Origin of the sequence: Methanolobus halotolerans (assembly GCF_004745425.1) — an archaeon.
Lineage (GTDB): Archaea > Halobacteriota > Methanosarcinia > Methanosarcinales > Methanosarcinaceae > Methanolobus > Methanolobus halotolerans.
In genome coordinates, this window is record NZ_PGGK01000002.1 from 269,879 (window position 1) to 296,302 (window position 26,424).

The 26,424-nt window shown below is 46.0% G+C and carries 29 protein-coding genes; 15 read left to right on the top strand and 14 right to left on the bottom strand.

From position 1 onward, the window contains the following. The first annotated feature begins 38 nt into the window (after positions 1-38). The 7 genes from thsA (at position 39) to CUN85_RS03060 (ending at position 6,520) form a co-directional block, all read left to right on the top strand. A complete protein-coding gene (gene thsA, locus CUN85_RS03030; protein WP_135388834.1) occupies positions 39-1,658 on the top strand; it encodes a thermosome subunit alpha in 1,620 nt (539 codons plus the stop codon). 317 nt (positions 1,659-1,975) lie between these two features. Next, positions 1,976-2,521 (top strand): biotin transporter BioY, encoded by a 546-nt coding sequence (locus tag CUN85_RS03035; RefSeq protein ID WP_135388835.1) that lies wholly within the window; start codon positions 1,976-1,978, stop codon positions 2,519-2,521. A gap of 8 nt (positions 2,522-2,529) precedes the next feature. Beyond that, positions 2,530-3,345, top strand: coding sequence for an energy-coupling factor transporter ATPase (locus CUN85_RS03040; RefSeq protein ID WP_135388836.1), 816 nt, complete (start codon positions 2,530-2,532; stop codon positions 3,343-3,345). Further along, positions 3,330-4,154 (top strand): ATP-binding cassette domain-containing protein, encoded by an 825-nt coding sequence (locus tag CUN85_RS03045; protein WP_135388837.1) that lies wholly within the window; start codon positions 3,330-3,332, stop codon positions 4,152-4,154. The genes CUN85_RS03040 and CUN85_RS03045 overlap by 16 nt, the downstream gene beginning before the upstream one ends. A 2-nt stretch (positions 4,155-4,156) precedes the next feature. Next, positions 4,157-4,933 carry an energy-coupling factor transporter transmembrane component T family protein gene (locus CUN85_RS03050; protein WP_135388838.1) on the top strand — a complete coding sequence of 259 codons (777 nt, stop codon included), beginning with the start codon at positions 4,157-4,159 and terminating at the stop codon, positions 4,931-4,933. A 115-nt stretch (positions 4,934-5,048) separates the two neighbouring features. Next, complete coding sequence (locus tag CUN85_RS03055; RefSeq protein ID WP_135388839.1) at positions 5,049-5,375, top strand: ArsR/SmtB family transcription factor; 327 nt, start codon at positions 5,049-5,051, stop codon at positions 5,373-5,375. A gap of 26 nt (positions 5,376-5,401) precedes the next feature. Continuing rightward, on the top strand, positions 5,402-6,520 hold the full coding sequence (locus tag CUN85_RS03060; protein ID WP_135388840.1) for an SO_0444 family Cu/Zn efflux transporter: 1,119 nt from the start codon (positions 5,402-5,404) through the stop codon (positions 6,518-6,520). A gap of 25 nt (positions 6,521-6,545) precedes the next feature. Here CUN85_RS03060 and CUN85_RS03065 read toward each other — a convergent pair whose 3' ends face one another. The 4 genes from CUN85_RS03065 to CUN85_RS03080 all read right to left on the bottom strand — a co-directional run bounded on the left by CUN85_RS03065 (position 6,546) and on the right by CUN85_RS03080 (position 8,057). Further along, positions 6,546-6,758 (bottom strand): hypothetical protein, encoded by a 213-nt coding sequence (locus tag CUN85_RS03065; RefSeq protein ID WP_135388841.1) that lies wholly within the window; start codon positions 6,756-6,758, stop codon positions 6,546-6,548. A gap of 110 nt (positions 6,759-6,868) precedes the next feature. Then, a complete protein-coding gene (locus CUN85_RS03070) occupies positions 6,869-7,417 on the bottom strand; it encodes a TOBE domain-containing protein (RefSeq protein ID WP_135388842.1) in 549 nt (182 codons plus the stop codon). Positions 7,418-7,436: 19 nt separating this feature from the next. Beyond that, a complete protein-coding gene (locus CUN85_RS03075) occupies positions 7,437-7,643 on the bottom strand; it encodes a helix-turn-helix transcriptional regulator (protein WP_135388843.1) in 207 nt (68 codons plus the stop codon). Between the two features lie 138 nt (positions 7,644-7,781). Further along, positions 7,782-8,057 (bottom strand): hypothetical protein, encoded by a 276-nt coding sequence (locus CUN85_RS03080; protein WP_135388844.1) that lies wholly within the window; start codon positions 8,055-8,057, stop codon positions 7,782-7,784. 149 nt (positions 8,058-8,206) lie between these two features. Here CUN85_RS03080 and wrbA point away from each other — a divergent pair, with 149 nt between their 5' ends. The 3 genes from wrbA to CUN85_RS03090 all read left to right on the top strand — a co-directional run bounded on the left by wrbA (position 8,207) and on the right by CUN85_RS03090 (position 13,333). After that, complete coding sequence (gene wrbA, locus CUN85_RS03085) at positions 8,207-8,857, top strand: NAD(P)H:quinone oxidoreductase (RefSeq protein WP_235856165.1); 651 nt, start codon at positions 8,207-8,209, stop codon at positions 8,855-8,857. A gap of 276 nt (positions 8,858-9,133) precedes the next feature. Beyond that, positions 9,134-10,099, top strand: coding sequence for an MG2 domain-containing protein (locus CUN85_RS13245; RefSeq protein WP_235856166.1), 966 nt, complete (start codon positions 9,134-9,136; stop codon positions 10,097-10,099). Positions 10,100-10,123: 24 nt separating this feature from the next. After that, complete coding sequence (locus CUN85_RS03090) at positions 10,124-13,333, top strand: alpha-2-macroglobulin family protein (RefSeq protein ID WP_235856167.1); 3,210 nt, start codon at positions 10,124-10,126, stop codon at positions 13,331-13,333. A 243-nt stretch (positions 13,334-13,576) separates the two neighbouring features. On the opposite strand, the gene CUN85_RS03095 is transcribed toward CUN85_RS03090, so the two are convergent. The 7 genes from CUN85_RS03095 to CUN85_RS03125 all read right to left on the bottom strand — a co-directional run bounded on the left by CUN85_RS03095 (position 13,577) and on the right by CUN85_RS03125 (position 20,527). Beyond that, positions 13,577-14,269 carry a fibrillarin-like rRNA/tRNA 2'-O-methyltransferase gene (locus CUN85_RS03095; RefSeq protein WP_135388846.1) on the bottom strand — a complete coding sequence of 231 codons (693 nt, stop codon included), beginning with the start codon at positions 14,267-14,269 and terminating at the stop codon, positions 13,577-13,579. Then, positions 14,269-15,312, bottom strand: a complete 1,044-nt coding sequence (locus CUN85_RS03100; protein ID WP_135388847.1) for an NOP5/NOP56 family protein — start codon at positions 15,310-15,312, stop codon at positions 14,269-14,271. Before CUN85_RS03100 ends, CUN85_RS03095 begins: the two co-directional genes overlap by 1 nt. Positions 15,313-15,315: 3 nt before the next feature. After that, entirely contained in the window at positions 15,316-16,275 is a 960-nt protein-coding gene (locus CUN85_RS03105; RefSeq protein ID WP_135388848.1) for a beta-ribofuranosylaminobenzene 5'-phosphate synthase, read from the bottom strand. 49 nt (positions 16,276-16,324) lie between these two features. Next, complete coding sequence (locus tag CUN85_RS03110) at positions 16,325-17,059, bottom strand: DUF2953 domain-containing protein (RefSeq protein WP_135388849.1); 735 nt, start codon at positions 17,057-17,059, stop codon at positions 16,325-16,327. A 65-nt stretch (positions 17,060-17,124) separates the two neighbouring features. After that, on the bottom strand, positions 17,125-17,562 hold the full coding sequence (locus tag CUN85_RS03115; protein ID WP_135388850.1) for a GerW family sporulation protein: 438 nt from the start codon (positions 17,560-17,562) through the stop codon (positions 17,125-17,127). Positions 17,563-17,655: 93 nt separating this feature from the next. Next, a complete protein-coding gene (locus tag CUN85_RS03120) occupies positions 17,656-19,842 on the bottom strand; it encodes an ATP-dependent DNA helicase (protein WP_135388851.1) in 2,187 nt (728 codons plus the stop codon). Positions 19,843-19,888: 46 nt separating this feature from the next. Further along, the gene (locus CUN85_RS03125; RefSeq protein WP_135388852.1) at positions 19,889-20,527 is read right to left on the bottom strand and encodes a type IV pilin N-terminal domain-containing protein; all 639 of its coding nucleotides are present in this window, start codon (positions 20,525-20,527) and stop codon (positions 19,889-19,891) included. A 273-nt stretch (positions 20,528-20,800) separates the two neighbouring features. Here CUN85_RS03125 and CUN85_RS03130 point away from each other — a divergent pair, with 273 nt between their 5' ends. The 4 genes from CUN85_RS03130 to pyrH all read left to right on the top strand — a co-directional run bounded on the left by CUN85_RS03130 (position 20,801) and on the right by pyrH (position 23,537). Next, on the top strand, positions 20,801-20,977 hold the full coding sequence (locus CUN85_RS03130; protein WP_135388853.1) for a 4Fe-4S binding protein: 177 nt from the start codon (positions 20,801-20,803) through the stop codon (positions 20,975-20,977). Between the two features lie 61 nt (positions 20,978-21,038). Further along, positions 21,039-22,070, top strand: a complete 1,032-nt coding sequence (asd, locus tag CUN85_RS03135; protein WP_135388854.1) for an aspartate-semialdehyde dehydrogenase — start codon at positions 21,039-21,041, stop codon at positions 22,068-22,070. Positions 22,071-22,079: 9 nt separating this feature from the next. Beyond that, on the top strand, positions 22,080-22,817 hold the full coding sequence (locus CUN85_RS03140; protein WP_135388855.1) for a hypothetical protein: 738 nt from the start codon (positions 22,080-22,082) through the stop codon (positions 22,815-22,817). 15 nt (positions 22,818-22,832) lie between these two features. Beyond that, complete coding sequence (gene pyrH / locus CUN85_RS03145; RefSeq protein WP_135388856.1) at positions 22,833-23,537, top strand: UMP kinase; 705 nt, start codon at positions 22,833-22,835, stop codon at positions 23,535-23,537. Between the two features lie 40 nt (positions 23,538-23,577). On the opposite strand, the gene CUN85_RS03150 is transcribed toward pyrH, so the two are convergent. The 3 genes from CUN85_RS03150 to CUN85_RS03160 form a co-directional block, all read right to left on the bottom strand. Further along, positions 23,578-23,883 (bottom strand): LMBR1 domain-containing protein, encoded by a 306-nt coding sequence (locus CUN85_RS03150; RefSeq protein WP_167848769.1) that lies wholly within the window; start codon positions 23,881-23,883, stop codon positions 23,578-23,580. A 252-nt stretch (positions 23,884-24,135) separates the two neighbouring features. Next, positions 24,136-25,263 carry an isocitrate/isopropylmalate dehydrogenase family protein gene (locus CUN85_RS03155; protein ID WP_135388858.1) on the bottom strand — a complete coding sequence of 376 codons (1,128 nt, stop codon included), beginning with the start codon at positions 25,261-25,263 and terminating at the stop codon, positions 24,136-24,138. A 60-nt stretch (positions 25,264-25,323) separates the two neighbouring features. Further along, positions 25,324-25,803, bottom strand: a complete 480-nt coding sequence (locus CUN85_RS03160; RefSeq protein WP_135388859.1) for a 3-isopropylmalate dehydratase small subunit — start codon at positions 25,801-25,803, stop codon at positions 25,324-25,326. 173 nt (positions 25,804-25,976) lie between these two features. On the opposite strand from CUN85_RS03160, the gene CUN85_RS03165 reads away from it, so the two are divergent. Then, the gene (locus CUN85_RS03165) at positions 25,977-26,420 is read left to right on the top strand and encodes an Lrp/AsnC family transcriptional regulator (RefSeq protein ID WP_135388860.1); all 444 of its coding nucleotides are present in this window, start codon (positions 25,977-25,979) and stop codon (positions 26,418-26,420) included. Positions 26,421-26,424: the final 4 nt, after the last annotated feature.

A 26,424-nucleotide genomic window follows, 5' to 3' on the forward strand; every position in this document is an offset into this window, starting at 1 on the left:
TATATCGATACGCATTGTTATTATTAGGAGGTTATAATTTGGCAGGACAGCCCACATACATGTTAGGAAACAGGAACAAAAGTTCCCGAACAAGAGATGCCCAGAGCATTAACATCCTTGCCGGAAAAGCAGTGGCAAAGGCAGTAAGGACTACCCTTGGCCCCAAGGGTATGGACAAGATGCTTGTAGATTCGCTTGGTGACATTGTTATTACCAACGATGGTGCAACAATCCTCAGAGAGATGGATATCGAGCACCCGGCTGCAAAGATGGTAGTAGAAGTTGCAAAGACACAGGACGACGAAGTTGGGGACGGTACGACAACTGCAGCCGTTTTAACAGGAGAACTTCTTGCTAAAGCCGAAGAGCTCATAGAAAAAGGTGTTCACCCAACCATTATCGCATCTGGTTACAGAATGGCTGCTGAGAAGGCCACCGAGATTCTCAAGACGATAACGATCGACATTTCCAGGGATGACAGGAAAACCATGGGAAAACTTGTAAAGACATCCCTCACCGGAAAAGGTGCTGGTGAATACAAGGATTTCTTCGCAGATCTGGTGATCGATGCAGTGCTCTCTGTCGCCGAAGAGACAGAAGATGGCATCCAGGTTGATGTGGGCGATGTCACTATCGAAAAGAGAGAAGGCGGAAGCGTCCTTGACACAGAACTTGTCCCGGGACTTATTGTCGACAAGGAACGTGTAAGGCCCAACATGCCGAAAAAGGTGGAGAACGCAAAGATAATGCTGGCAAGTTTCGGCATTGAGTTCCACAAGATCGAGAAGAGTGCGGAGATTAAGATAACCTCACCGGACCAGATGCAGATGTTCGTTGACCAGGAAGAGAGAATGGTCAAGGAAATGGTGGACAAGATCATTGCAAGTGGTGCCAATGTTGTGTTCTGCCAGAAAGCGATCGATGACCTCGCACAGTACTATCTCGAAAAGGCCGGCATCTACGCCTGCAGAAGGATAAAGAAGAGCGATCTCCAGAAACTGGCTAAAGCGACCGGAGCAACACTGTTCCAGGATGTCACCGATATAAGGCCGGAAGACCTTGGTAGTGCCGAGCTTGTTGAAGAGAGAGACATAAGTGGTGCAAAGATGACATTCCTGACAGGATGTAAGGAAGAAAAGACCGCTTCACTTATACTTCACGGTAGCACCACACATATTGTCGACAGCCTGAAAAGTGCACTCAACGACGCACTCTGTGTGATCGGTGTCGCCCTCGAGGATCAGAAGATAGTAGCTGGTGGCGGATCTCCGGAAATAGAGCTTGCACTCCGGCTCAGTGAGTACGCAGCAACACTCAAGGGAAGAGAACAGCTTGCAGTCAGCAAGTTTGCAGAAGCACTTGAGATCATACCGCAGACACTTGCCGAGAATGCAGGTCTTGACCCCATAGACAAGATCATCGAACTGCGCTCACAGCATGAAAAGGGTAACAAGAATGCAGGTCTTGACGTGTACACAGGTAAGATCGTCAACATGCTCGAGAACAATGTTCTTGAACCACTCAGAATCAAGACACAGGCACTCAATGCAGCCACAGAGGCAACAGTAATGATCCTCAGGATCGACGATGTGGTTGCAGCAGGTTCCAGAAAAGGTGCAATGCCCCCAGGAATGCCACAGCCTGACATGGAGATGTAAATCTCCTTTTTTTCTGACTTTTGTATTATGTGCCGGTATTTCCGGCACTTTAAATGTTTTTAGAATTTAGCCAGATCCGCTGATTCTAATTGATACTCTTTGAATTATATTTATTCAAATGTATTGATCCAATCGGGAATCCTCCTGTTTGTTTTCAGCAGAAAGAAGCTTTTTATATTTTGTAAACCTAGTTCAAAATACAGGTTGACAATCTTATTGCATCCTTTTACTAGATACGATTATCCACACCCCTCCCAAATTATGTGCACTTTTAGAAGCAAATTAGAAATAGAATAGAAAAATCAGGAGAAAAAAGAATGGACGAAAGTCATTATTCCTACCACGGAGACGATATCAAAAAAATGGCACTCTCATCCCTTTTTGCTGCCCTGATAGCTGTGGGTGCCTATCTGAAGATACCAATACCCTTCAGCCCCGTTCCGATAACTTTACAAGTACTCTTTATATTCCTTGCAGGCGCTATGCTCGGCGCGCGATGGGGCACTTTAAGTGTCATTGTATACTTGCTACTTGGCATCATAGGCCTCCCGGTTTTCTCAGGAGGATCATCAGGGATCGGCATGCTCCTTGGACCCACAGGAGGATACCTGATCAGTTTTGCAATAGCTGCTTTTCTTATTGGAACTCTGTCCGAAAAAAAGGGTACATCAAATATCCTATTAAATGCGACATTCATGATTGCAGGGTTATGCGTAATATACCTGCTGGGAACTTCCTACCTTTCATATGCTGCCAGCATAACACTTGAAAATGCTGTAAAGGTGGGTGTTCTCCCATTTCTTCCTGCAGATCTGCTAAAACTTGCTCTTGCGTCTGTTATTGTTTCAAAGTACTCAATATAAAGATAAACATGATCGAGATCACAACTCTAAACCATAGGTATCCGGGCGGTAAGCTATCACTGGACTCTGTAGACCTGCATATAGAAAAGGGAGAATTTGTTGTCATTGCTGGCAGGAACGGTAGTGGCAAATCGACATTGGTACGCCATATGAACGCCTTACTTCTCCCCTCATCCGGATCGGTTAAGGTCAAAGGATATTGTACCGCAAAAAATGCAAATCTAAGAGAGATTCGCAGAACCGTAGGCATGGTCTTCCAGAATCCGGATTCCCAATTTGTCGGTATGACGGTTGAAGAAGATATCGCCTTCGGACTTGAGAACACCGGAACACCTCCTGAAAGAGTAAGGCAGCTTGTGGACGAAATTTTAGAGTTGATGGAACTTTCCGATTACAAGAAATATACACCTCGCTCGTTGAGCGGAGGACAGAGACAAATGATTGCTATTGCAGGAGTCCTTGTAATGGAACCGGAATGCATGGTGTTCGATGAGATCACCTCTATGCTTGATCCCACCTCAAGAAAAGAGATCCTTGCAACAATACATCACATCAACAAAAAAGGAACAACTGTCGTGCACGTCACGCACATGCTTGAAGAAGCTGTTGGCGCTGACCGCCTGATCGTTATGGATTCCGGAAAGATTGTCCTTGAAGGCAGCCCGGATGACGTTTTCACGCACCCGGACATCATTCAAAAACATGGGATGGAGTTACCCCCCGTAGCAGAACTTTCAAGAAGGCTCTATGATTCAGGAATAATCAAAAAGAAGATAGTCTTTTCAAGGGATGAACTTGTGGAGGAATTATGCCGATCGATGTGAAAGGGGTCAGTTTTTCCTATAATACCGGCACCACCCTTGAAAAGGTTGCACTGGAAAACATAAATCTATCCATAGGCAAAGGAGAGTTCATCCTCATAGGCGGGGAGATCGGCTCAGGCAAATCAACCCTTATCCGGCATTTCAACGGGTTACTCAAACCGTCTACCGGGCAGGTGATCGTGGATGGAATGCCAGCTCATGAAAAGCATGTCAAGACAAAGGTAGGAATACTTTTCCAGTTCCCACAGAACCAGCTCTTCGCAAAGACAGTATACGAAGATGTAGCCTTTGGACCCTCTAATTTTGGCATCAAGGGGAAGCAACTGGACAAAAGGGTCATTCATGCCCTGCAGCTGGCAGGGGTCAGGGAGGAACTGTATGATCGTTCACCTTTTACTTTAAGCGGGGGAGAGATGAGACTGGTGGCTATTGCCGGTGTACTGGCAATGCAGCCTGACTATCTATTACTGGATGAGCCTCTTTCCGGACTTGACCCCGAGAATAAGAATTCCCTGCTGCTACTTCTAAAGACCCTTCATTCGCAAGGTATCTCTGTCGTCATAGTATCCCACAGGATAGCAGACATGCTGTTCCTTGCAGACAGAGTCTTTTTGATGCAAGACGGAAGGGTCTCATTCAAAGGTAAACCTGACGATTATATCTATTCAACTTCATCTCCGCTACCTGATATCACATCCCTGATGAAGGATCTGCGTCAGAAGGGTATTGATGTGAGGGATGATGTTTTCAGTATAGAGGATGCATTCGATGAAATAACCCGCGTACAAAAGGAAAGAATGGTGCGTTAGTAATGAGCAATCTTTTTTTCACCTATATCCCCGGCACATCCCTAATCCACAGACTGGACCCCAGAACAAAGATAATCTCTGTGATGATAGCCAGCATGATCATTTTCAAGTTAGCTTCTTTTGCAGAGATGGCTTTAATAGGAGCCGTATTTTTAATTTTATCCCTTGTTTCAAGTATTCCTTTTAAGGTATCCATGGCTGCTGTTAAACCCATGATCGTGTTCCTAGTGATCATTTTCCTTATGCAGCTATTCCTGACAGAGGGAACAGCATTATTCTCATTGTCCGGTTTCAGCGCCACACGGGAAGGACTGCACATCGGATTATTACTGACAGTGAAATTTGTTTACTTGCTTCTGTTTGCATCTCTTCTTACAGCAACCACTGCACCTTCCATGCTCACTGCCGGCATCGAGCGTATGCTACGTCCTTTGCCACTGAAGAAAGCAGGCATATCGTCTTTTGACCTTGCAACCATGATGTCCCTGTCAATACACTTTTTCCCCCTATTGTATGAACACCTGTGGCACCTCAAGGATGCACAGATGTCCCGCGGCCTTGACCCTGGGCGCAGTCCTTTCAAGACCGTGTACTCCCTCTCTGTCCCAATGATGAGAACAGCATTCCGATCTGCAGAGGAGGTTTCGTTCGCAATGGAAAGCCGATGTTATCAAGGTATTTGCAGGACATCCCTCTTCGACCCCCGGATGCAAAGAAGGGATTTCGCAGCTCTTTCAGCCTTCGTGGTTGTTATGTGGGTGATCCTGTTTTTTGCCTGATCTTTCTTTCTTTTTTCTTATACATGCACTTATTATTTCTTATTTACATCAGGAGCCATTATCAATACTTGGAAACAGGCAAATGATAAATACATTTACATATGTTCATATATTTATGGAAATCTCAGCTGAGCATACATGTGCCGATGTAAAATCAATATCAGAAATGGTACGTGCTCTCCCTTCGGAAGAAGAACTCTGCAGGATATGCGATGTCCTCAGTGCCCTGCACTCTGAGACACGCCTGAAGATACTGTTCCTTCTGTCAGAAGGAGGATTATGTGTCAAGGAACTTGAGATGGGACTTGATGTTTCTCAGCCTGCCATATCCCACAGCCTGCGAACGCTCAGGCAACTGGACCTTGTAAAGGTCAAGAAAGAAGGCAGGTTCGCAGTATATCACATCGCGGACGAACATGTGCGTACTTTCCTTGATATGTGAAGGCAGCATGTGGGAGAGTGCAAATAATGCCACTTGCCGAACTGGTGCGATCCGCGTTGATGGGAATCGCCCTGGAATCCTGGAATCTCTTTCTGGAAATGGCTCCATACCTGTTTCTTGGATTTACCATTGCGGGGCTGCTCCATATATCCATACCCGAAGGACAGATAATAAAATATCTGGGCAGTTCCGCCGGAAAGTTCAGGTCAGCTCTGAATGCATCTCTGTTGGGAATACCAATTCCCCTGTGCTCATGCGGAGTGGTCCCAACTGCCCTGTCCCTTCAAAAAAGAGGAGCTACAAAGGGTGCAACTCTCTCATTCCTGATCTCCACCCCTGAAACCGGGGTTGACTCAATCTCAATAACTTATGCCCTGCTCGATCCGATCATAACAGTGTTCCGTCCGTTTGCAACTCTTATAACCGCATTGTCAGCTGGCATTGCAGAGAACTTCCTGGGCAGGGAAGAAGTCAGGGCTCCCGAGGACAGAACTACTGAAAAGATAATAAATTTGGATGATAACCTGCTTCAGGTTCAGCCGGTTACCGCTTGCAATGATACTTCATGTTCCTGTCAGGCCCTTCCCGGAACAGAAAAGAAATTGTCCGTCACGGAGCGTTTAAAGGAAGGTTTCAGATATGCTTATTTTGAACTGCTGGGTGACATCTCGAAATGGCTGCTGTTCGGTATTGTTGTTGCGGGCATCATCTCCTATGCCGTGCCTTATGAACTTGTGCAGACCTATTTAGGAGGAGGTATTGCTTCAATGGTCTTAATGTTGCTTGTGGGAATTCCCCTGTACATTTGCGCAACCACCTCCACACCACTGGCCGCAGCGTTAATAGCCAAGGGCATGAGCCCCGGAACAGCATTTGTATTCCTGCTTGCAGGACCTGCTACCAATGCAGCAACGATAACCATGGTAACAAAGTTCCTTGGTAAAAGGAGTGCAGCGATCTATCTTGTAACAATAGCCGTGTGTTCACTAATATTCGGCCTGATCCTTGATCTGATATACTTCAGACTGGGAATAGAAGCGGTTTCCATAGTAGGCAGTGCGAGTGAAATACTACCAGCTCAGGTGAAGATGGTATTTGCATTGATTCTGATACCACTGATGATATACGGGATATACAAACATTAACTCAAAGAAGCTATCAGAATCAGGACTAATCCTTATGCAGTTCTCTTGAGAGTTTCTCTGCTGTTTTTTCTTTGAATTCGTCAACTTCAAAATCCACGTCCTCATCACGGGCAAAAGAGATCCCATCACCCTCTTTTTCTTCATCCCCGCACTCCGGTGGGATTACCACGATCTTTCCGATATTCCCGTTCTTATTGATACGGTCTTTTCCCCACATAAAATCATTTTTTTCTGTCATTTCAACACCACAACCATAGAATGGGCTAAAGAGCCCACAAATTTATATATGTTATCTCTGACTATATACCTTTTTTTCATGTCCATAAAATAATATTTATGAAACATGACTTATTCTTCCTTTTGTGTACCCTTTCCAACGAGTACTTCGGTGGATTTTATAATTGCAAAGACATCGTCACCCGGCTTTATGTCAAGCCTTTCAACGGCCTCAGAGGTTATAATGGATGTAAGGGCGGAAGGTTCGATCTCAATAATGATCTTTGATACCAGACCTTCTTTGTCTACTCTGACAACCTTTCCAGGGATTTTATTGCGGGCTGAAAGCTTCAATCCGATATTCTGCCATGAACCTTCGTCTTTCATAGTACCCTCGACAAAGTCCTTGTGAAGTTCATACTCACGGATGAGCTGCCTGCCTGCATCAGTTAGAAAAGTCCCCTGGTCCTTCCCTCCCCTGACAGTCCTTACAACATCCCTGCCAAGTCTTTCATTCATGGTGTTGAGTACATTCCACGCGTGTTTGTAGGAGATATCAAGTTTCTTACAGGCTTTTCTTAAAGACATCTCCTCATCAATGACTTTGAGCAGGGCAACCTTGCCTGCACCTATTACCGGTTTTCCATCCTCTGCCAGCCATACCTTTGTTTTGGTTTCCACATTTTCACCTGATAGTAGATTATTTCAGATCATCCTCTTCAAAGATGAATAATTCGTCAATGTTCGTCTTCAGACACAGTGCAACCTTGTAGGCAAGTTTTAGTGAGGGGTTATATTTCCCTTTTTCCAGAAAACCTATGGTTTCCCTCCTGACACCTGCCCTGATGGCCAGATCCTCCTGGGTCATATCATACCTGGCCCTGAGCTCCTTTATCCTGGTCTTCATATTTTTCACCGGAGAGTCATTATTCCATATCACCCTTTCTGAAAAGGTACCACTGGAATCCCTTTGCCGTTGCGATCATCACGATAAACATTATACCTATCACCTGAGGAACAGTGAATTTTAACAGCGACAGATTGCCTATCCAGAACAGCAGGTTAAGTACAATAAAACTGACAAAACAGGAATATGATAATCCATATGAACGATCCTGACAGTCCTCTCACCCTTCACCAGACCTTTGCGATGTCTTCTTGCCCTGAGGAACGTAACAAAAAGAAGAACAGACCCCATATTTATCAGAGTAATGGCTCCCTTCATATACTCTTCGGCAATAATCACCAGAGACATACCTGCCAGAATGAGCACAATAGCAAGTGAATAACCTGCACGTACATATTTTTCAAGTTTTGCCATGAAATATCACCATATATAATTCTAACATGATGTTAAATATTACTAATATAATGTTATCTATGTCTAACATTGCTTATTTAAATTCATGCATTGACCCAAAACCTGATAAATTATTTATCAGGTCACATGCCCAATATTATTAATTACCGATGCCATATACTGCAAGAATACCGGGTGAAATGATGAAGATAAATGTTATATTTTACAGCCTCTACGGACACAATTACAAAATGGCAGAGGCGGTTGCAGGGGGTGCCGGAAAGGTTGAAGGTGCAGAGGTAGGACTATACCAGGTGCATGAAACACTTACTCCCAAAATACTCGAGAAGATGGGAGCCACTGAATCAAAGAATAAGTTCAGCCACATTCCCATTGCAACTGTCGAGAATCTGGAGGAAGCAGATGCCATTATCTTTGGAACACCCACAAGGTTTGGAATGATGGCTGCACAGATGCGTGCTTTTCTGGATAAGACAGGTAGCCTCTGGTCAAAGGGTACTCTCATAGGCAAAGTCGGCAGCGTGTTCACATCAAGCAGCACCCAGCATGGAGGACAGGAATCCACCATCCTGAGTTTTCACACCACTCTCCTGCACCACGGCATGATAATCGTAGGCGTACCTTATTCAGAAGAAAGGCAGTCAATCCTCACCGAAATCACAGGAGGAAGCCCCTATGGTGCTTCGACTGTCGCAGGTAGCGGTCCGGATACCAGACAACCAAGTGAGAATGAGCTTGGGATTGCGAGGTTCCAGGGAAGACATGTGGCAGAGATTACGAAGAAGCTTGTTGGTGAGTGAGAAAAATGGATTTCAGGCTTATCTTTCTGAACCCATAATTGTCCGTAGGATCCAGAAAACGCATTGAAGATATCCAGAAAGAGCTATAAGATCCCTGCACACAATAATTGATTCATTTCCTCAGAATATAGCCCTATATTCTGCATTTTTCATTTCAGACTGCTCCGCTTTATATAACTTCGAACATCTTTGAAGTTTAAGCAAAGTATATACAGTTCTGCTCCTTACATTCTTTCATAAACAATACACCGGATCTGATTTCGGGCGTGGTAAAAAATGAGAATGAAAGGAACCAGGTTAAAGTCACAGCTTCTTTGCATATTGATATTGTTCTCCCTCTTCTCGGGATGTATTGGTAATGGAAACGGCGGTTCGCAATTGCCCTCAAACCAGGCGGGCCTGTGTACCGGACAGCTTGCAGACGCAGGCGACGAGTTCTTCATACTCGCTCCGAAGATGCTCTACTCGGGTGGCGAGAGTTCGATAACCATGGCGGCCTTTGAGGACGGGCAGCCGGTGAGCCGCTGTATCGAATATACGCTTGTGGATGAGGACAACAATGAGATATCCCTCATCAGCGTTTCAACATACGAATCCGGTAATGCGGTGGCCTCCTTTGAAGTGCCCGATGTCGAGGAAGGGCGCTACGTGCTCACGGCAAAACCGGCAGGCTACGAGCGCAATTTCACCGCCGTGGTGGAAGTGATAAAGAACAACCCGCTCTTCATCGAGACAGATAAGCCAATCTACAAGCCCGGCCAGACTGTACATGGCAGGATACTCTCCCTGAACAATAACCTCGTGCCTGTGGAACAGGACATCACAGTCGAGATTACCGATGCCAAAGGCATCAAGGTATTCAAGCAAGAGCTGAGCTCCAACGGATACGGAGTAGTTTCCTTTGACATGCCACTTGCCAGTGAACTGAATCTGGGAACATGGAAGGTAATCGCAAATGCCGGGGAATCAACATCCAATGTAGATATCGAGGTGGACAAGTATGTGCTGCCCAAATTCGATGTCTCACTCAGCACACAGCGGGACTGGTTCCTGGTCTCGGACGAGATAACAGGCACCGTCTCCGCAAACTACTTCTTCGGCAAGGATGTAGAAGGAGAGGTGCTTGTCGAGGCTTCACGTTATGTGGGTGAATGGGAACAGTACGCAACATTCAGCGGAGAACTTGAGAAGGGTTCTCTGGAATTCGAACTTCCGCCAGTGGAGTATGCAGCCGGCACATAAGGTGCGGCAGGGCAGGCAAGTCTGATGCTCAATGTGACTGTGAACGATACTGGTAATCACAGCGAGACCACCAACAAATTACTTACAATTGCAAATTCCCCTGTGGTTTTGCAGTTGATACCTGAATCCGACTATGTCAAACCGGGAATGCCTTTTCAGGTGATTATAGTAACAAAGGATCCCGGAGGAAATCCTGTTGATACTGAAGTGGATATAGATGCGACCTTCAGGAACGAGTCCTATGAAGGAACAGAAAAACAGGACACTGTTACAACCAGTAACGGCGTTGCCCTGATCACATACGATGTCCCTGAATCAACCACAGCATGCTACCTTAATGCCCGGACAGATGATGCATCAGCTTACAGGGAGATGGGAGCGGTCTACTCACCGAGTGCTAGTTTCATTCACATCAGCCAGACAAGTGAGGGAGTTCCCGAGGTGGGAGATACCATCTCCTTCAGGGTATACTCCACAAATCCCGGAACTGTGTTCTATGATGTCTTTGCCAATGGCAGGACCGTATATTCAGCAACCAGCAATGAACAGGACATCAGTATTCCGGTCACTCCGCAGATGAGCCCCCATGCAAAGGTTGTTGCATACATGATCAATCCAAACAGTGAGGTTTCCGTTGATGTGCTGCCCTTTGATGTGCGGTTCTCCACACAGGTGAACCTGTCCGGCTCCTTTGACAGCGATTCCGTTGAGCCGGGAGACAATGTTACCGTTGACTTTGATGCCGGAAGCAGATCCATGATCGGTTTTTCCATCGTTGACGAATCAGTGTACGCTCTTAGCGAGGGCAGGCTGAATCTTAAGCAGGTCTTCGACGAACTGGAAAAACGCTTTATGGAACCACAGGCCGAATCCCATTCGGTGTGGAGTCGGGAAGGAGCATATGAGATGCTGGAAAATTCCGGTGTGACGGTTATGGTATCACCGGGAATCAGTGTACCGAAATCACCGGTGAGTTACAATAATTTTGCGGGCAGGGATGTGGAAATTGACGGAATGTTAGTCGAGGAAGCAGCGCCACAAATGGAAGAGCCCGCCAATCTAGAAATGGATGATGTGGTTGCTGATGAAAAAGGAGATCTTGCCGAAGTCCGGAGAGTACGTCAGTTCTTCCCGGAGACCTGGATATGGATGCCTGATATGCTGACGGATGATCTGGGACGTGCCAGCCTAGACCTGACAGCTCCGGACAGCATTACCACATGGAAACTGCATGCAGTTTCCTCGGGTCCCGAAGGTATCGGAATCTCCGAATCCAGCCTGACGGTCTTCCAGGACTTCTTCATAGATCCTGACCTCCCATATGCAGTGACCAGAGGTGAGGAGTTCCCTGTACAGGTGCAGGTCTACAACTATCTTGACACGGAACAGGAAGTAAAACTCACACTTTCGGATGCAGACTGGTTCGATATCATTGGTGATGACGTGCAGCAATTACCGGTCGAGGCCAACAGTGTGGCCCATGCAAGCTTCACCATCCGGCCCACTGAAGTTGGAAAGCAGCTAATCGAGATCATGGGTCAGACAACTGAGAAAGCCGACGCTGTCCGTAAGGACATTATCATTGAGCCGGAAGGTGCTACAAGGGAGCTTGTAGATAACGGGGTCCTGAAGAACGGTTCAGTGGAACTTGACCCGGCCCTCCCGGAAGAAATAGTGTCCGATTCAGGTAAGGTGCTTGTGAGCTTTACACCGAGCATCGTCGCCCAGACAATAAACGGCGTAGATGACCTTCTTGGGATGCCATACGGCTGCGGAGAGCAGAACATGATGCTTTTCTCCACTGATGTGGAGGTGTTGCACTACCTTGAAGCTACCGGGCAGGACAATCCAGAACTGAAAGCAAAGGCTGAGATGTACATAGTAACAGGTTACCAGCGTGAGCTGACCTACCGGCACAGTGATGGCTCTTTCTCGGCATTTGGGGAAAGCGACCCTGAAGGCAGTCTCTGGCTTACAGCCTTCGTGCTGTCACAGTTCAGTGGTGCAAGGGACCTTACAACCATCGACGAAAACATCCTTACAGAATCCGCCTCATGGATCGAGTCACACCAGCAGCCGGACGGATCCTGGGAACAGGTCGGTTTTGTGGTACATCAGGACATGATGGGAGGTGTCAGCGGCACCTATGCATTAACGTCATATGTTACCCTGGCGCTTGAAGAATATGGATCTCCCAGCCCTGTGGTTATGGCCGATGCCAAGAAGTATCTGGAGGATAATCTTGCAGAGCAGGACGACCCCTACGCTCTGGCAATCGGCACCCTGGCACTGCAGAGACTTGAAAGTCCCTTTGCAGACGAGGCTCTGAATGACCTGCTTGCTATCGTAAAACAGGATGATGACGGTACCTACTGGGGCTACGGTGACGGTGCTGTTGCTAAACCATATGAGCACGGAGGTTACGATTTTATCGCACCTTCCAGCAAGAATGTAGAAACCACAGCCTACGCAACCCTTGCTCTGATAGAGGCAAATAACCCCACTGCGAGCTCATCACTGAAATGGATAGCTGCACAGCGCAGTTCCAATGGCGGATTCTCCAGTACCCAGGATACGGTCATGGCCTTCAGGGCACTGATGACTGCAGCGGCAACAGCAGGCAGGGATATCGATGCTACGGTACGGGTGCTTACAGACGGTGAAGAGATTAAATCCATCAAGGTTAACTCTGCAAATTTCGATGTGGTGCAGATAGTGGATATACCCAAAAGCGCATCACAGGTCGAACTCCAACTTGACGGCACCGGCGAACTGAACTACCAGCTTGTAAGACGCTTCAATGTGATACTACCCGAAATCACAGAACAGAATGAGATCGAGCTTGATGTGGAATACGATTCCACCGATGTCGCAGTGAGTGATATCGTTACAGTTAACACCCGGCTGAAATACAATGGCATCCGGGGAATCGACGGTGTTGCCAGTTCCAGCGGCATGATGATAGTGGACATCGCGGTACCCACAGGATTCGCTCCGGTTACATCGAGCCTTGAGGCTCTCAAAGAAGACGGCATTATAACCAGGTATGAGATCGCAGGTCGCAAGGTGATACTCTACATAGACGACATGCAACCCGGCGAGGAGATCAGCTTCAGTATACAGGTGAAAGCGCTGTTCCCTGTGAAAGCTATCGTGTCTGAGAGCAGGGCTTATTCGTATTATAACCCGGAGGTTGTGGCTGAATCGAATGGTAGCAATGTGACTGTGACCTGAGGGGATTTTATCCCCTTCCTCTCTCTTTTTTTATTTTACGATAACTGATGTTAATCCAGAGATTGCAGATATAGCATCAACATTACGTGCAAGATATTCAATAAAGACACCTGATTCTATTCAGTAGCAACTGCAATTAAAGAAGATGCTCACTGTTCATCACAAATGATTTTGCCCTTAAGAAAATAGAAGAAATTGAAGTAATTACACTGAAAGATATCCTTTCTGACCTTTAACCCTTCATTATTCTCCATCCACAAACATCCGCGCCACCAGACCCAGGTGGTCCTCGTGGAACGAATCCAGCTCCTTTCTCTGCAACACCTCGAACTCCACGCCAAAGCCGCCTTCCAGTTTGTGGACCTCATCCTTGAATATCTTTTTGGGACTGGCTAAGGTATCTATGCTCCTTGATTTTATAGAGAGGATCAGATGACCGTGCTTTTCTAAAAAGTACTTTGAGTTGACAGATGCGATCTCGGCCTGATTGGGTTGGGCTACGTCCTGGAAGATGACATCCGCTTTTTCTACGATGTGGGCGTAGGACAGAGGTTTGTTGGCGTCCGCGAGTATCGGGATGATGTTGGGACGCTGATCACAGAGCTGGATCAGATCGCGCATGGTGCGGGGGGAGAATTCCACTGCGTAGACCAGGCCATCCCTGAGTATGTCGGAAACGTGGCTCACGGTCGTACCCGATGCTGCACCCAGATAGAGCACCGTGGAATCGTATTTGAGAGGGATCTCGAACTTTTTGAGCACCATGGCTCCAAGCTTGCTGCGCCTGGGGTCCCATAAGCGATATTCCACTCCCTCTTCCCTGAAGAGGCGTTCACCGTATACGCTGATACCCGGCATGATGTTCTTGGTGGCCAGCGTTTTTCTGCCATCTAGATCTATCTCGAATATACCGTCACTCAACTCTTCAACTGACATTAGCGTTTGCCTCCTTTCTTCTTTCTTCCTTTACCCCGGGCTCCGGAAGCTTTGCCACCTGGCTTTGTCTCTTTTTTCGGAGGAGAGGGGTTGGCATTTCGGATAGCAGTAAGTTTTAACTCAAGCTTTTCCTTAATGGAAGGGTCTTTTTTGCCCGAATAGAAGTCTGTTCTTGATGCAAGACTGATCTTCGCGGCAAAGGCTCTTGCCAGCTTTCCCCTCTGCCACCAAGGCGCATTTTTGATAATTATATTGTTAAAGATGATACCATGCTTGGGAGGAGGTGTGTTTGAACGCAGGTGCTTGAAAAGAGCTCTGTTGGCACCTATAACCTGGACCGTACTGGACGGAAAACTCGCAAGTTTCTGAAGGCTTCCAGCAATGCTAATGAGCCTGGCTCCGAGAAGCGCGCCTGCAACATCCGCCAGATTAGGTGCCAGGGAACCCATACCCGTCACAATATAACTCTCTATATGTCTGCGGGTGTCATACAGACTGCACAGGTTGGAGGCAAATGATCTCAACAGCTCCTCATCGGCAAAGGAAAGCTCGGAACCCATGGACTTTGATGCCTTTTCAAATAGCGGGTGATCATCGGGAACATTGGCACGTGATCCAAAGGCCAGTACAAACCTGGACAGGGGTTCGCCGGTCAGCTCCAGTTCCGGGAAGTACAAACCATACCATTCCAGCAGACGCTCGCTCAACTCATTGACATTCTTATCGATATCATCCAGAGCCTCGACGGCATGCACGATTCGTACATCATCTGTATCGGTACTGGAGATTCGGTTTTTGGCCGCCCTGATACAGACATCTCTTAACAGAACATCATAATCCTCATCCATATCCACAAAACCGCAATCAAAGGCAAGCCGCCTCAGGTCAGGGGCAGTTGCAGGGACCTTCTGGCCACCTTCCTGCAGTTCAAGGAGACGTTCAGCCAGTATATCCGGGTTCTTTTCAAAAGGATGACAATCTATAAGTTCACCTGCTTCGTCCAGGGTGAGCCTGCCAAACCAGACCGTAAATTCCGAAACCATGGTTCAAGCCCTCCTGATATCCGCACCCTTGTTATTTGCCTTGGTTACCATCACCCTGCCACCGATAGTCGTGTCCAGATAATCCTGAACATCCTCCATGATGCAGGTTGCAGCCTTCTGGTTATCAACAACACCATAGACAACCGGCCCGAATGAACTCATACCTGCACCATATGCACCAGATTCCTGCATCAGCGTCATCACATCCCTCACAGCCTGGTGCTGGAGCTCCACCTCACATTTCTTAAAACCCAAGCTCTGTATGTGATTGACCGCATGGCCAAAGGCCTCTATATCATTTTCAACTATAGCAGGCATCATTTTCATAAGTATCATATGAGAAACCTCCTGAACCTCTTTGATAGGTATCGGGCACACTTTGCGAAAGATGTCAGCCTCCCTCTCATCATGGGCCCCCTGAGTATCAGGAAGCGCGAGAATGATATACCATTCAGGGAAATCATGTCTGAAAAGTACAGGTGCCGGGTCAGCACTGCTTGCCGAAGACGGAGAAAAGGATCCTTTCTCGCTGAACCTGTGCCCGCCATCAACGATAAAGCCACCTGATTCAAAGGATGCAACGCCGATACCCGAGGTGCCTCCACGCCCTACGGCAACGGCAAGTTCCCGTACACTCATACGCAGGTCGTAAAGTTCATTAACAGCGACAGCAGCCGAGAGCGAAGCCTGGGTACCGGATCCGATCCCTACGTGAGCAAACATGTCCTCTTCTATAAATATGCGCACGTACTCGCCTTCGGGAAGGACCTTCTTGACTGCAGCCTCCATCCTTTCCTTGAGTACAGAGTCACCTATAACCCTGGTTTCATCAGACTTTTCCGCGGAAATTATTATATTAGGAGATTCCAGGGATATGCCTGCACCACCATCCACCCTGCCCCAAGATGCATTCATATCTATAAGCGTAAGGTGTAACCTGGAAGGAGACGTTATTCTGATCATGCTAAAGTCTATCAGTTCAGCATACTATTAAACATTAGCACTTCAGGAACTAACCCGGGTCCGGTATATCCTTCTTCCTTATAAGTGCCCAGGAAACCTTCAATACATTTCTGTTAAAGACGAATGTCAGAACAGCCGGAACCAGATTCGCGATCCTGAATTTAATATCGCCGATTATATGGAAATCCACCATCATCTCAATAAAATTCGGTTCTGCATATAACCTGACCCTCTCATACTGATATTCGAGATAGCCTCTTAAAGCGTACAGGTAACCAACTACCATACCCGTATCTGCAGGATCATCTAAACCGAACTTAAGGTTGAAGTTGAGTTTGTGGATATCAAGTGCCTCCAGGACATCTTCTATTAGCCTGATCACAGGCACTATCAGCAACCTGAGAATCTTGATAATGTTACTCACCGACCATCTCCCAGACTCTTTATCTTCTTTCTTCTCTTGCCCCTTTTCTTCCCCGATAATCGGAGGCCTGTCCTCCCCTCTCCCCCCTCTTTCAGCAACATGTGGTTTATTTGCTTCCTTTTTATCCTCTCCAATAATCGGAGGTTCACGTACTTCATGAACCTCCTCCTTGTTTTGAGTTCCACCCCTGCCCAGGAACTTCCTCAGGTCCGGAGAATAACTCAAAAAAAGCCACTTTACAAGGATCTTATGCTGAAATTGCTCCCCCTTTTTATCAAGCACCAGCATAACATGGAACGATGCGAATAATACCAATACCAGCAATAGTATCAGCAGAGCTATGAGAATTTCCAGAACCATGACTGCCCCCACATAAGAAAAAATGTTAGTGATTTATAAGAAGGCGTGATTTTGCCTTCTTATATTTATTTCGCACTTGATTCGGCCCGGGTTTGTGCTTCACCGGGGGTTTCAGGCGCCCCGTAGATATCTGTTTCTTCGCCTTTACCTTTCTTAGACTTATTAGTCATCGACTTGACCTTATCTACTAATCCGGGAAAAGATTCCATGACCTTATCAAGTCCACCCTTACCGGTGATCGGGAGAAGCTCCACACCCGTAGGAGACATTATGATGAATGCGATAGGCTCGATCTTGGCGCCTGCACCACCGCCACCACCAAATCCTTCTTCTTCGCCCTTCTTTTTACCTTCGCCCCCACCGCTTCCAAATCCAAAGGAAACTTTTGTAACAGGTATTATAGTAGTATCTCCACAAATAACCGGGTCTCCAACGACGGTTTTTGTACTCACAAGTCTTTCAAGTTCATTAGAAATATCTTTTATGATTTCTTCAACTGCCATGCAATAACCCCTTTAAAAGGATAAAAATACATTATCCTATTCATACTTGACTCTCATGATAAAAAAGTGTATCTGAAAATACTGAGAACGTCATTACACTTTATCTGCATTATCCTGGAAAAAATTTATCAGGGAGTATTTTACTCTATCGGGTTCAACATCAATGAACTCCTCACGCTCCCCGGGAGGAAAGGCTTTGAATACAGAGAATTTGCCGAACTTCCCGGGTGCATCTGTGAGAAAACGTCCGTCCAGCAATATCCTGACACCATAATCCATGGGTGAGCGTACTACCCTTCCCATTGCCTGCCTTACCTTACGAATGGTCGGCACCTGTACTGCATACTCCCAGCCGGAACCATACCCGAAAACATGATCATAGGCAGATTCCACGGCATGCATCCGGTCATTAAGAGCCGGGTAACCCACACCTACTATGATCACAGTTCTGCCCCTTCCGTCACGATAATCGATTCCCTCGCTCAGGGTCCCCCACAGATAAGATATGAGCACTGCTTTGCCACCCTCTTCACCTATACGGAAAAACTCCTCCCTTACTTCCTGGGAAGATACACCTACTTCATCAAGGAAGACAGGGATATCGAAATTGGCATCTATTTTGTTGTAATAACGTTTTGCCTCGAAATAACTCTGGAAGAATATTATGACATTACCCTGTGTATTTTCCACAGCGTCAAATATGACCTCTTCCAGAACTTGCAGGGTCTGTGCATCATCTCTGCTTTTTGCAAATAAAGGAGGAACTGATACCGCAATTGTCAGACGCCGGTCTTCCGGGAATGAGGTCCCATAGGCTATCTCACATACCTCCCTTCCAACGCCCAGAGTAGATCTTATCATATCAAAAGGTCGCAGGGTGGCTGACATGAGTATTGCCGAGAACACTGAATCGAACAGCGGCTCCGTGACGTTCTTCGGAATACAGGTGAAGAGTTCCAGACGTCCATATATATCGTTATCCATATCCCGCCTGACGTTTAGTATCGGATAATAATTCGGGTTGTTCGCAAGCACCAAGTAGGAAGAAATAAAATCTGCAGCATAACGGATATGAGAACGTTTCAGTATCTTGCTCAGACCTTTTTTGTATTGCTCACGATAATTTTCGTCAAGCATTGCACCAAAAGCACTTGCCTCCGAGAGTGTTTTCTGGATATCGGCCTCATCGCCAAATCCAACTTCCCTTGCAAGCCTGAGTAATTTACCACTTACCATATCATTGCGTTCATAGGGATCACTTATACGCATATCGTACCAGTTACGGCCGACCCGTTCGCGTTCACCGAACTTGAAACGGGAATTATAGGTATCTTTAATGATATTTAGGAGTATCTTAAAAACATTGTGTGATCCCCCGTCGGGCATCTGGTCAAGATTAGCCTCGATCTCAGAGATGGCTTTTTCGATCGTGTGCTCTGTAATTGTAAGAGACGAGTGTGACCTTGCCGCAGACTCTATATTATGTGCCTCGTCGAAAATGATAATGACATCCTGGGGCTCTTTCTCCAGCCAGTTCAGGACAGTCGTGAAAATATCGCTATTTAATACGTGATGGTAATTACAGATGACAAAGTCAGCATGTTTGAGCTCACGCTTAAGCAGTTCATATCCGCACATCCCCTTCTGGAAAGCATAATCATTGACCTCCTCCGGAGTGCGCACATCCGCAAAGAGCCATTGCCTGAATGATTCGCTGTCGCTGCGCATCACTTCATACAGATGACTGCAGGACCGGTTTCGGACGTCTTTTATCTTCTCTTCCGCAACATCCAGTTCATTTGCAAGTGCATCACGAAGAGCTACCAGCGCAGGATCCCTGGAACGCTTGTAATTCTCTGTTGCAGACTTCATTTCCTGCTTCTTGAGAGATATCTCCCGCTCTATCTCAAGAGTCTCAAAGGTATTTTCCCTTTTGAGGGCACATTCATCATAGTCAGCACCATTGGGACACATGGTGGTCTTGCCCTTGACAACCGCTACTTTAACTTCATTGGACTGTTTTATCTCACGGGCCTCATGGATAAACTGCACCATCTGCTGGTGGACATTAGTAGCAATGATTACGGTCTTCTGAAGCTGCTTGCCCACGTGCAGGGAAGGGGCAAGTGCACTAAGGGTCTTGCCTGTACCACAAGCACCCTCAAAAAGAATTATTTCCTTATTCATCAGTGCAGCATGTATCTTATCCATAGCATCCTGCTGATTAGGATAGCAGGCACCCTTGGGGAAGTATCTCATGTAACCGCTTTTCGCACTCATTGCACCCCCCTATGACCTCACATTACTTAAACGGTTTTGATGATGTTCAACGCGCCAGCACGACCGAATGTTCACACTCTGCGATGATTTTCTGAGTCTTAATATCGAATACCTTGATGTTAACAATACTGCCTTGCTTCAGACCGTAGTTGTTAGAAGTATTTCCTAACCCATTTATTTTCACAGTTATCGAAGAGTCAGAACTCGAACTGTCATCACCATTTAAAATAAGCTTCTCTCCGGCAGACCACTTATCATCGGATAGGTCCTGGTTCAACAAAGCGTATTTATTGTCTTTTCCTGCAGATCCAAGGTGATCATATATTATGAACACTTCTCCATATCTGGCCTGATCCCCGTTTGCAACAAGCCCAATAAAAGCACTTCCTTCACCAGTAATGATTAATTTTGTAGAACCTGTATGCAAGGGTTCTCCACCTTTATGCAGGAGCACTATGTAGTTTTCCTTATACTTGGCCTCTGTTGGAACACCACCCTCAATACTCTCTACCTCGATCACTGCCATGGGTGCTTTACTCAGGGAATCGGAAAAGCCGTTACCATATACACAAGAAACGGTTATTCCCGCAAGCAGGATGGTAAGAAGCAGCATTAGTATTGCACCGATTACCGGAGAGATACCACTATTGTCAGCTCTTAGTCGTGAAAGCAAGGGTTTTCCCATAATATCCGGTTGAAAGAATACTATATAAATTTTGCTTAATAACTATATTATATTTTTCTATTGTATATCATTGTCTCAATATTGAAAGGTAATCGAAGAAAGAAAGTAGTATCAATATAATTTTTTGCGAGAATCCGGAGATAATCTATCTTTAGACAGATAACGATAACTTTTTATTTCACTTATGTTATGATAGAGTGTAGATTCCTACTAATATAAAGCGTATTAATATAATATGCCAGTTAAGTTGAATAACAAAAGGAGAAAAATAAAATGGTAGCAATTATTACTGTCAGCGAATGTGTCGGTTGTGGAACATGCTTGGATGAGTGCCCGGCAGAAGCAATCACCCTTAACGGCGACAACATTGCAGTAGTAGACGCTGGTGAGTGTCTGGACTGCGGTGCATGTGTCGATGTATGCCCAACAGATGCAATAGCCATGGAATGAACAGATAGTTCATTCCGGGCGTTCTATTTTTTATTCTTTTTCTTATTTCCGAGGAAAATCTATGTCAGAATCAATCAAAGCAGGTGTCTTGGGTGCTACCGGTGCGGTAGGACAGAGATTCATACAGGCACTGGAAAATCACCCTTGGTTCGAGATCACATCCCTTGCAGCATCTGAAAGAAGTGCAGGGAAGAAGTACGAAAAAGCAGCCAACTGGAGGCTTGAGAGCAAGATACCGGACAGTATCACTAACATGGAAGTCGTTCCGGTCGACCCAAAGAAAGTCGATGCTGATGTTGTATTCTCAGCTCTGCCCGCAGGTTATGCTAAAACAGTCGAAGCAGAATTCGCCAAAGAAGGTTTTGCAGTTGCGAGCAATGCATCTGCATTCAGGATGGAAGAAGATGTTCCACTTGTGGTTCCTGAGGTCAACGCAGACCACCTTGGTATTATAGACGTTCAGCAGGACAATCGCGGATGGGATGGTTACATTGTAACGAACCCTAACTGTTCAACCATTATTATGGCCCCGACACTCAAACCTCTCATGCAGTTCGAACTGGAGTCCATCCAGGTAGCTACAATGCAGGCGGTCTCTGGTGCAGGTTATGATGGTGTCGCCTCTATGGCAATACTGGACAATATAATCCCTTACATAGGCGGCGAAGAGGAAAAAATGGAAACTGAACCTCTAAAGCTCCTTGGTGAATTCGATGGTTCCCAGATTGTATTCGCGGACATAGACATCAGTGCATCCTGCAACAGAGTTCCGGTAATGGACGGCCATACCGAGGCGATCTGGGCCAGGATGGCAGACGATCCGAGCCCTGAACAGGTAAAGGAAGCATTCATTAATTTCAAACCGGATCTTGGTGACCTTCCTACAGAACCCGACCAGGTGATCATTGTAAGGGAAGAAGCTGACAGACCACAACCCCGCCTTGACAGGAACATGGGTAACGGCATGAGCGTATCCGTAGGAAGGATAAGAGAAGGTATCCGCTACACGGCCATGGGACATAACACCATCCGTGGTGCAGCAGGTGCCAGTGTCCTCAATGCTGAGCTACTCCACAAGATGGGGAAACTCTGATCAGGTGATATGTTGAGCAAAGGCAGTACTCTGAAGCTGGTAACAATTACCGTGCTGTTACTTGCATGTACTGCCACTTTTGTAAACGCTTCCATGTTCGAACTTGAGATAGCTCCTGTCTCAAAGATCATGGAAGACCCCACAGCCTATGACAGCACAATGGCATATCGTAAGATAAGCGTCATTGGCAATATCTCCGAGATAGGTAAACAGTCCGCCGTAATAACGGAAAATGGTCATTCCCTGAAAGTCGACGTAACAAAAACAGAGCTCTTTAGCGGTTTCAGCTCTGGAGAACCGATTATGATCACCGGAGAGTTCAGGCACAATCCTCTCAGAGAGGACACCATGTACCCTACCTATGTGCTGCATTACCCGATACAGGATATTGGAGTAGTGAATATTACCAGTATAAATGCTGACCCTGCAACCTATAACGGCAAGTATGTCAGTACAATTGGAGAAATTACAGATCTTGATTTTTCAATGGGACGATTTACGATGACACTTACAGATAATTCAACTGGAGAACATGTCAAAGTATATTATTACGGAGCTACCGACCTTAAAAATGGGGATGATGTGAAAGTGTCAGGATTGTACAACGGCGGAGTGCTTCACAGCGAGAATATGGGAATGGACAGGAGCCCGTTATCTATCTCTACGCTAATTCCAGGATTTTCCTCCTTAACCGGCCTGATAGCCCTGGGAGCGGTGGCGATACTTTTAAGCCAAAGACGACGTTAACAACTAAAGATTATCATGTTAGTTATATTATCAATAGGCGGATCTATTCTAGCAAAAGCGTTAAAGCCGGAGAGTTTTCTGGCGTATGCTGATGTACTCAAGGAAATGTCAAAAGAACATGACATTGTCGTGGTTACAGGCGGCGGTGTCGCTGCAAGGGATTACATCGGTGTTGCACGCAGCACAGGATCTAACGAAGTGGAATGCGATTACATTGGTATCGACATAACGCGCCTGAATGCAAAACTGTTGATATCGGCTCTGGGAAATGCTGCATATCCAAGACCACCCCATGATTATATCCAGGCTGAGGAAGCATTGTCTTCCGGGAAGATAGTTGTAATGGGCGGGGTGATTCCCGGCCAGACCACAGATGCTGTTTCAGCAATACTTGCTGAGTATCTGAAGGCAGACCTGCTTGTTATCGCAACTGCTGTTGACGGCGTATATACTGCGGACCCGAAACAGCACCCTGATGCTGTGAAGTACGAGACGATGACGTGCAAAGAACTTGTCAAAACTGTCATGGTCACTGAAATGAAAGCCGGTTCTAAATCACCGGTCGACCCCTTGGCTGCGAAAATTATCGAGCGTTGTGACCTGGAGACTATTGTTATGGACGGCAGTGACGCCCGGAATGTTCTGCAGGTGATCATGCAGGAAAGTATGAGAACAGAACCCCTGAGCAAAGTTCATCTCGGAACCCGCATCAAAGGTTAATGGTCATAAAGAAAAGATTGAAAGAATATCATTAAAATCTCTAATTGTAGGCAATCAGGTAGTCAATTCCTTTATTCCCCTGATCCCTGCAGGCAACATCCTTTAGTTTCATCCTGGACTCTTTCAGGGTCCTGATCGTCTGCTCGAACTCCTGGATCTGCATCTTTGCCTTCTGTACTTTTTCATTTTCCTGAGCAAGCTTTTCCAGCATAACATTGCGTTGCTCTTCCGGAATATTCGAATTATCAATCTGTTTCTGATAGTGCGATGATAACTTCACATATTTGCGGAATATCTCGTTCATGGTATCAAGGTCTTTCTCAAGGTCTTCAATCGTTCTGGCCATACAGATAGCACTTCCTTCCGGAAACAACACAGACACCCGGATGTGAAACTAACATCCGACTCCCTTTTCCGGCTGATACATTCTATTAATTACAAGTGAAAGTTTTGCCCACACATATATAACTATTTCTATATCTTTACATATAATGCTAATCATCATAATGAGATTGGGAACAGCGACTATACCGGAAAATGTAAAAAAACCTGAAAAATAAAAAGATGCATCCTACCGGATGCAAAACCAAAAAGAGAATTATTTACCCAGAACTATCCTTGCAATATCGTCACCGACATCAGACGTACCTGAAGAACCATTCATGTCGTAGGTCCGTATCTTTGCTTCAAGGATATTTGTCTCGATCGCAGATACGATCACGTCTGCAGCTTCCTTTTCACCAAGTTGCTCGATCATCATGGCGCCTGCCCAGATAGTTGCTATGGGGTTGACCTTGTTCTGTCCTTTGTATTTGGGAGCTGAACCGTGGATAGGCTCGAACATGCTCGTGCCCTCCGGATTGATGTTACCGCCGGGAGCCAGACCCAGTCCGCCCTGAACCATTGCACCAAGGTCAGTGATAATGTCTCCGAACATGTTAGGGGTCACGACAACATCGAACCACTCCGGATTCTTCACGAACCACATTGTTATGGCATCGACAAAGTTGAAATCTGTAGTAACTCCGGGATGTTCCGATGCAACATTCGTGAACTCCTCCCTCCAGAAACCATAGATGTCAGAAAGTACGTTCGCCTTATCAACGGATGACACATGCTTCTTCCTGTTCTCAGCAAGGTCGAATGCATACCTGATGACCCTCTGGGTGCCTTCCTTGGATATCATGCCTATCTGGTAGCCAATCTCCTCGCTGTCAGTCTCGATGTCAAGGCCGAACTTTGCAGAATAGAGGCTCCTTGAGACTTCCAGAAGGTCCTTGCTCACGCCTTTGTTTGCACGCCCACCTATACCGATATAGAAATCCTCCGTGTTTTCCCTGACAACTGTGAAGTCGATATCAGCAGGAGTCTTATCCTTGATTGGCGTCCAGACACCCTCAAGCAGCTTTATAGGACGCAGGTTCACGTACTGGTCGAAATAGAACCTCGCAGCCAGCAAGATGCCTTTTTCAAGCACACCCGGTTCAATCCTGGGGTCTCCTATAGAACCCAGGTAGATCACCGGATAGTTGTTAAGCTCTGCAAGAGAGTCCTCTGAGATAAGTTCACCTGTTTCCAGGTAATGGTCAGCACCATGGGGATATTCCACCCATTCCACATCAAAACCAAATTTTTCACCCGCCGCATCGATGACCTTGCAGCCTTCTGCAATTATCTCAGGTCCGATGCCGTCTCCGGGTATCAATGGTATCTTATATTGGGTCATATATATTCTCCTGTAATGGTAAATCCTTATTAGATATGTATTGGATCACGGTTTCGTGATTCAGATTATCCTGCGCGTATACTCGATAAGACCGCCTGCATCCATGATACCCCTCACGAAATCCGGAAGGGGTGTTGCCTGATACTTTTCGCCTTTTGTGAGGTTTGTTATAACACCTGTTGCAAGATCAACATCGAGTTCATCACCATCAGATATACTATCGGCCTCCGGACACTCAAGGAGTGCTACACCGATGTTGATAGAGTTCCTGAAGAAGATACGTGCGAAGGATTTAGCGATAACACAACTTATCTTTGTGCCTTTAAGTGCAATAGGAGCATGCTCCCTTGAGGAACCGCAACCGAAATTATTACCTGCAACGATAATATCGCCTTCCTTTACTTCTTTTGCAAACTCCGGCCTGACGCCCTCAAAAGCGTGTGCCGCAAGTTCTTCAGGCGTATTGAGAATAAGGTACCTGCCAGGGATAACAGCGTCAGTATCTACGTCATCTCCGAATTTCCAGACTCTTCCTTTCATTTTAACACCGGATATCAGTTATTTAGATTATCAATTAAGTTGAAACCATACCATAGATACAATCATCCTAAATAATACTACTGGAAATAATACTACTACAGGATGAATAGTGCCAGATAACTGACTTTTGCTTATGAGAAAATCTTAATATCAACGAGCCTTAATTCAAAACAATGCTAAACAAAAAAGACATGATGATTCTATCAATACTGCAGGAAAGGGCCCGCACCCCTATTTCCGAGATAGCGAAGCAGGTTGGCCTCAGTGAGAACGGTGTCAGGTACAGGCTGGAAAAACTTGAAGAGGAGAGCTACATTAAAAATTATGCCGTCCTGCTCAACCCGAAGAATTTCGGCAAAAAGACTTTTGCCATATTTGATATTGAAATGGAACCGAAAAAGATGAAGGAAGGGATTGATAAATTATATTCTATTGAAGAGTTAATCAGGATATACCAGACAACCGGACAATATTCAATAAAAGCATTCGGGCTTTTTGATGATGAAGAGGAACTGACAAATTTCATCAGTGGCAGGTTCCTCTCCGAAATACCTGTCCGCAACTACAGTGTCAATATAGTTACAAGAAGCATCAAAGACGACATCTATAAAGTGTGAACAT

Excerpts from the sequence above, each read along its gene's own strand:
- CUN85_RS03055 (WP_135388839.1), top strand. The coding sequence starts at position 5,049 with ATGGAAATCTCAGCTGAGCATACATGTGCCGATGTAAAATCAATATCA.
- CUN85_RS03090 (WP_235856167.1), top strand. The coding sequence starts at position 10,124 with ATGCTCAATGTGACTGTGAACGATACTGGTAATCACAGCGAGACCACC.
- CUN85_RS03095 (WP_135388846.1), bottom strand. The coding sequence starts at position 14,269 with ATGTCAGTTGAAGAGTTGAGTGACGGTATATTCGAGATAGATCTAGAT.
- wrbA (WP_235856165.1), top strand. The coding sequence starts at position 8,207 with ATGCCATATACTGCAAGAATACCGGGTGAAATGATGAAGATAAATGTT.
- CUN85_RS03125 (WP_135388852.1), bottom strand. The coding sequence starts at position 20,527 with ATGGGAAAACCCTTGCTTTCACGACTAAGAGCTGACAATAGTGGTATC.
- CUN85_RS03115 (WP_135388850.1), bottom strand. The coding sequence starts at position 17,562 with ATGGCAGTTGAAGAAATCATAAAAGATATTTCTAATGAACTTGAAAGA.
- CUN85_RS03120 (WP_135388851.1), bottom strand. The coding sequence starts at position 19,842 with ATGAGTGCGAAAAGCGGTTACATGAGATACTTCCCCAAGGGTGCCTGC.
- CUN85_RS03105 (WP_135388848.1), bottom strand. The coding sequence starts at position 16,275 with ATGATCAGAATAACGTCTCCTTCCAGGTTACACCTTACGCTTATAGAT.
- CUN85_RS03110 (WP_135388849.1), bottom strand. The coding sequence starts at position 17,059 with ATGGTTCTGGAAATTCTCATAGCTCTGCTGATACTATTGCTGGTATTG.
- CUN85_RS03050 (WP_135388838.1), top strand. The coding sequence starts at position 4,157 with ATGAGCAATCTTTTTTTCACCTATATCCCCGGCACATCCCTAATCCAC.
- CUN85_RS03160 (WP_135388859.1), bottom strand. The coding sequence starts at position 25,803 with ATGAAAGGAAGAGTCTGGAAATTCGGAGATGACGTAGATACTGACGCT.
- CUN85_RS03140 (WP_135388855.1), top strand. The coding sequence starts at position 22,080 with ATGTTGAGCAAAGGCAGTACTCTGAAGCTGGTAACAATTACCGTGCTG.
- CUN85_RS03035 (WP_135388835.1), top strand. The coding sequence starts at position 1,976 with ATGGACGAAAGTCATTATTCCTACCACGGAGACGATATCAAAAAAATG.
- CUN85_RS13245 (WP_235856166.1), top strand. The coding sequence starts at position 9,134 with ATGAGAATGAAAGGAACCAGGTTAAAGTCACAGCTTCTTTGCATATTG.
- CUN85_RS03155 (WP_135388858.1), bottom strand. The coding sequence starts at position 25,263 with ATGACCCAATATAAGATACCATTGATACCCGGAGACGGCATCGGACCT.
- CUN85_RS03130 (WP_135388853.1), top strand. The coding sequence starts at position 20,801 with ATGGTAGCAATTATTACTGTCAGCGAATGTGTCGGTTGTGGAACATGC.
- CUN85_RS03065 (WP_135388841.1), bottom strand. The coding sequence starts at position 6,758 with ATGACAGAAAAAAATGATTTTATGTGGGGAAAAGACCGTATCAATAAG.
- CUN85_RS03080 (WP_135388844.1), bottom strand. The coding sequence starts at position 8,057 with ATGGCAAAACTTGAAAAATATGTACGTGCAGGTTATTCACTTGCTATT.
- CUN85_RS03060 (WP_135388840.1), top strand. The coding sequence starts at position 5,402 with ATGCCACTTGCCGAACTGGTGCGATCCGCGTTGATGGGAATCGCCCTG.
- CUN85_RS03045 (WP_135388837.1), top strand. The coding sequence starts at position 3,330 with ATGCCGATCGATGTGAAAGGGGTCAGTTTTTCCTATAATACCGGCACC.
- asd (WP_135388854.1), top strand. The coding sequence starts at position 21,039 with ATGTCAGAATCAATCAAAGCAGGTGTCTTGGGTGCTACCGGTGCGGTA.
- CUN85_RS03165 (WP_135388860.1), top strand. The coding sequence starts at position 25,977 with ATGCTAAACAAAAAAGACATGATGATTCTATCAATACTGCAGGAAAGG.
- CUN85_RS03150 (WP_167848769.1), bottom strand. The coding sequence starts at position 23,883 with ATGGCCAGAACGATTGAAGACCTTGAGAAAGACCTTGATACCATGAAC.
- CUN85_RS03075 (WP_135388843.1), bottom strand. The coding sequence starts at position 7,643 with ATGAAGACCAGGATAAAGGAGCTCAGGGCCAGGTATGATATGACCCAG.
- CUN85_RS03100 (WP_135388847.1), bottom strand. The coding sequence starts at position 15,312 with ATGGTTTCGGAATTTACGGTCTGGTTTGGCAGGCTCACCCTGGACGAA.
- pyrH (WP_135388856.1), top strand. The coding sequence starts at position 22,833 with ATGTTAGTTATATTATCAATAGGCGGATCTATTCTAGCAAAAGCGTTA.
- CUN85_RS03040 (WP_135388836.1), top strand. The coding sequence starts at position 2,530 with ATGATCGAGATCACAACTCTAAACCATAGGTATCCGGGCGGTAAGCTA.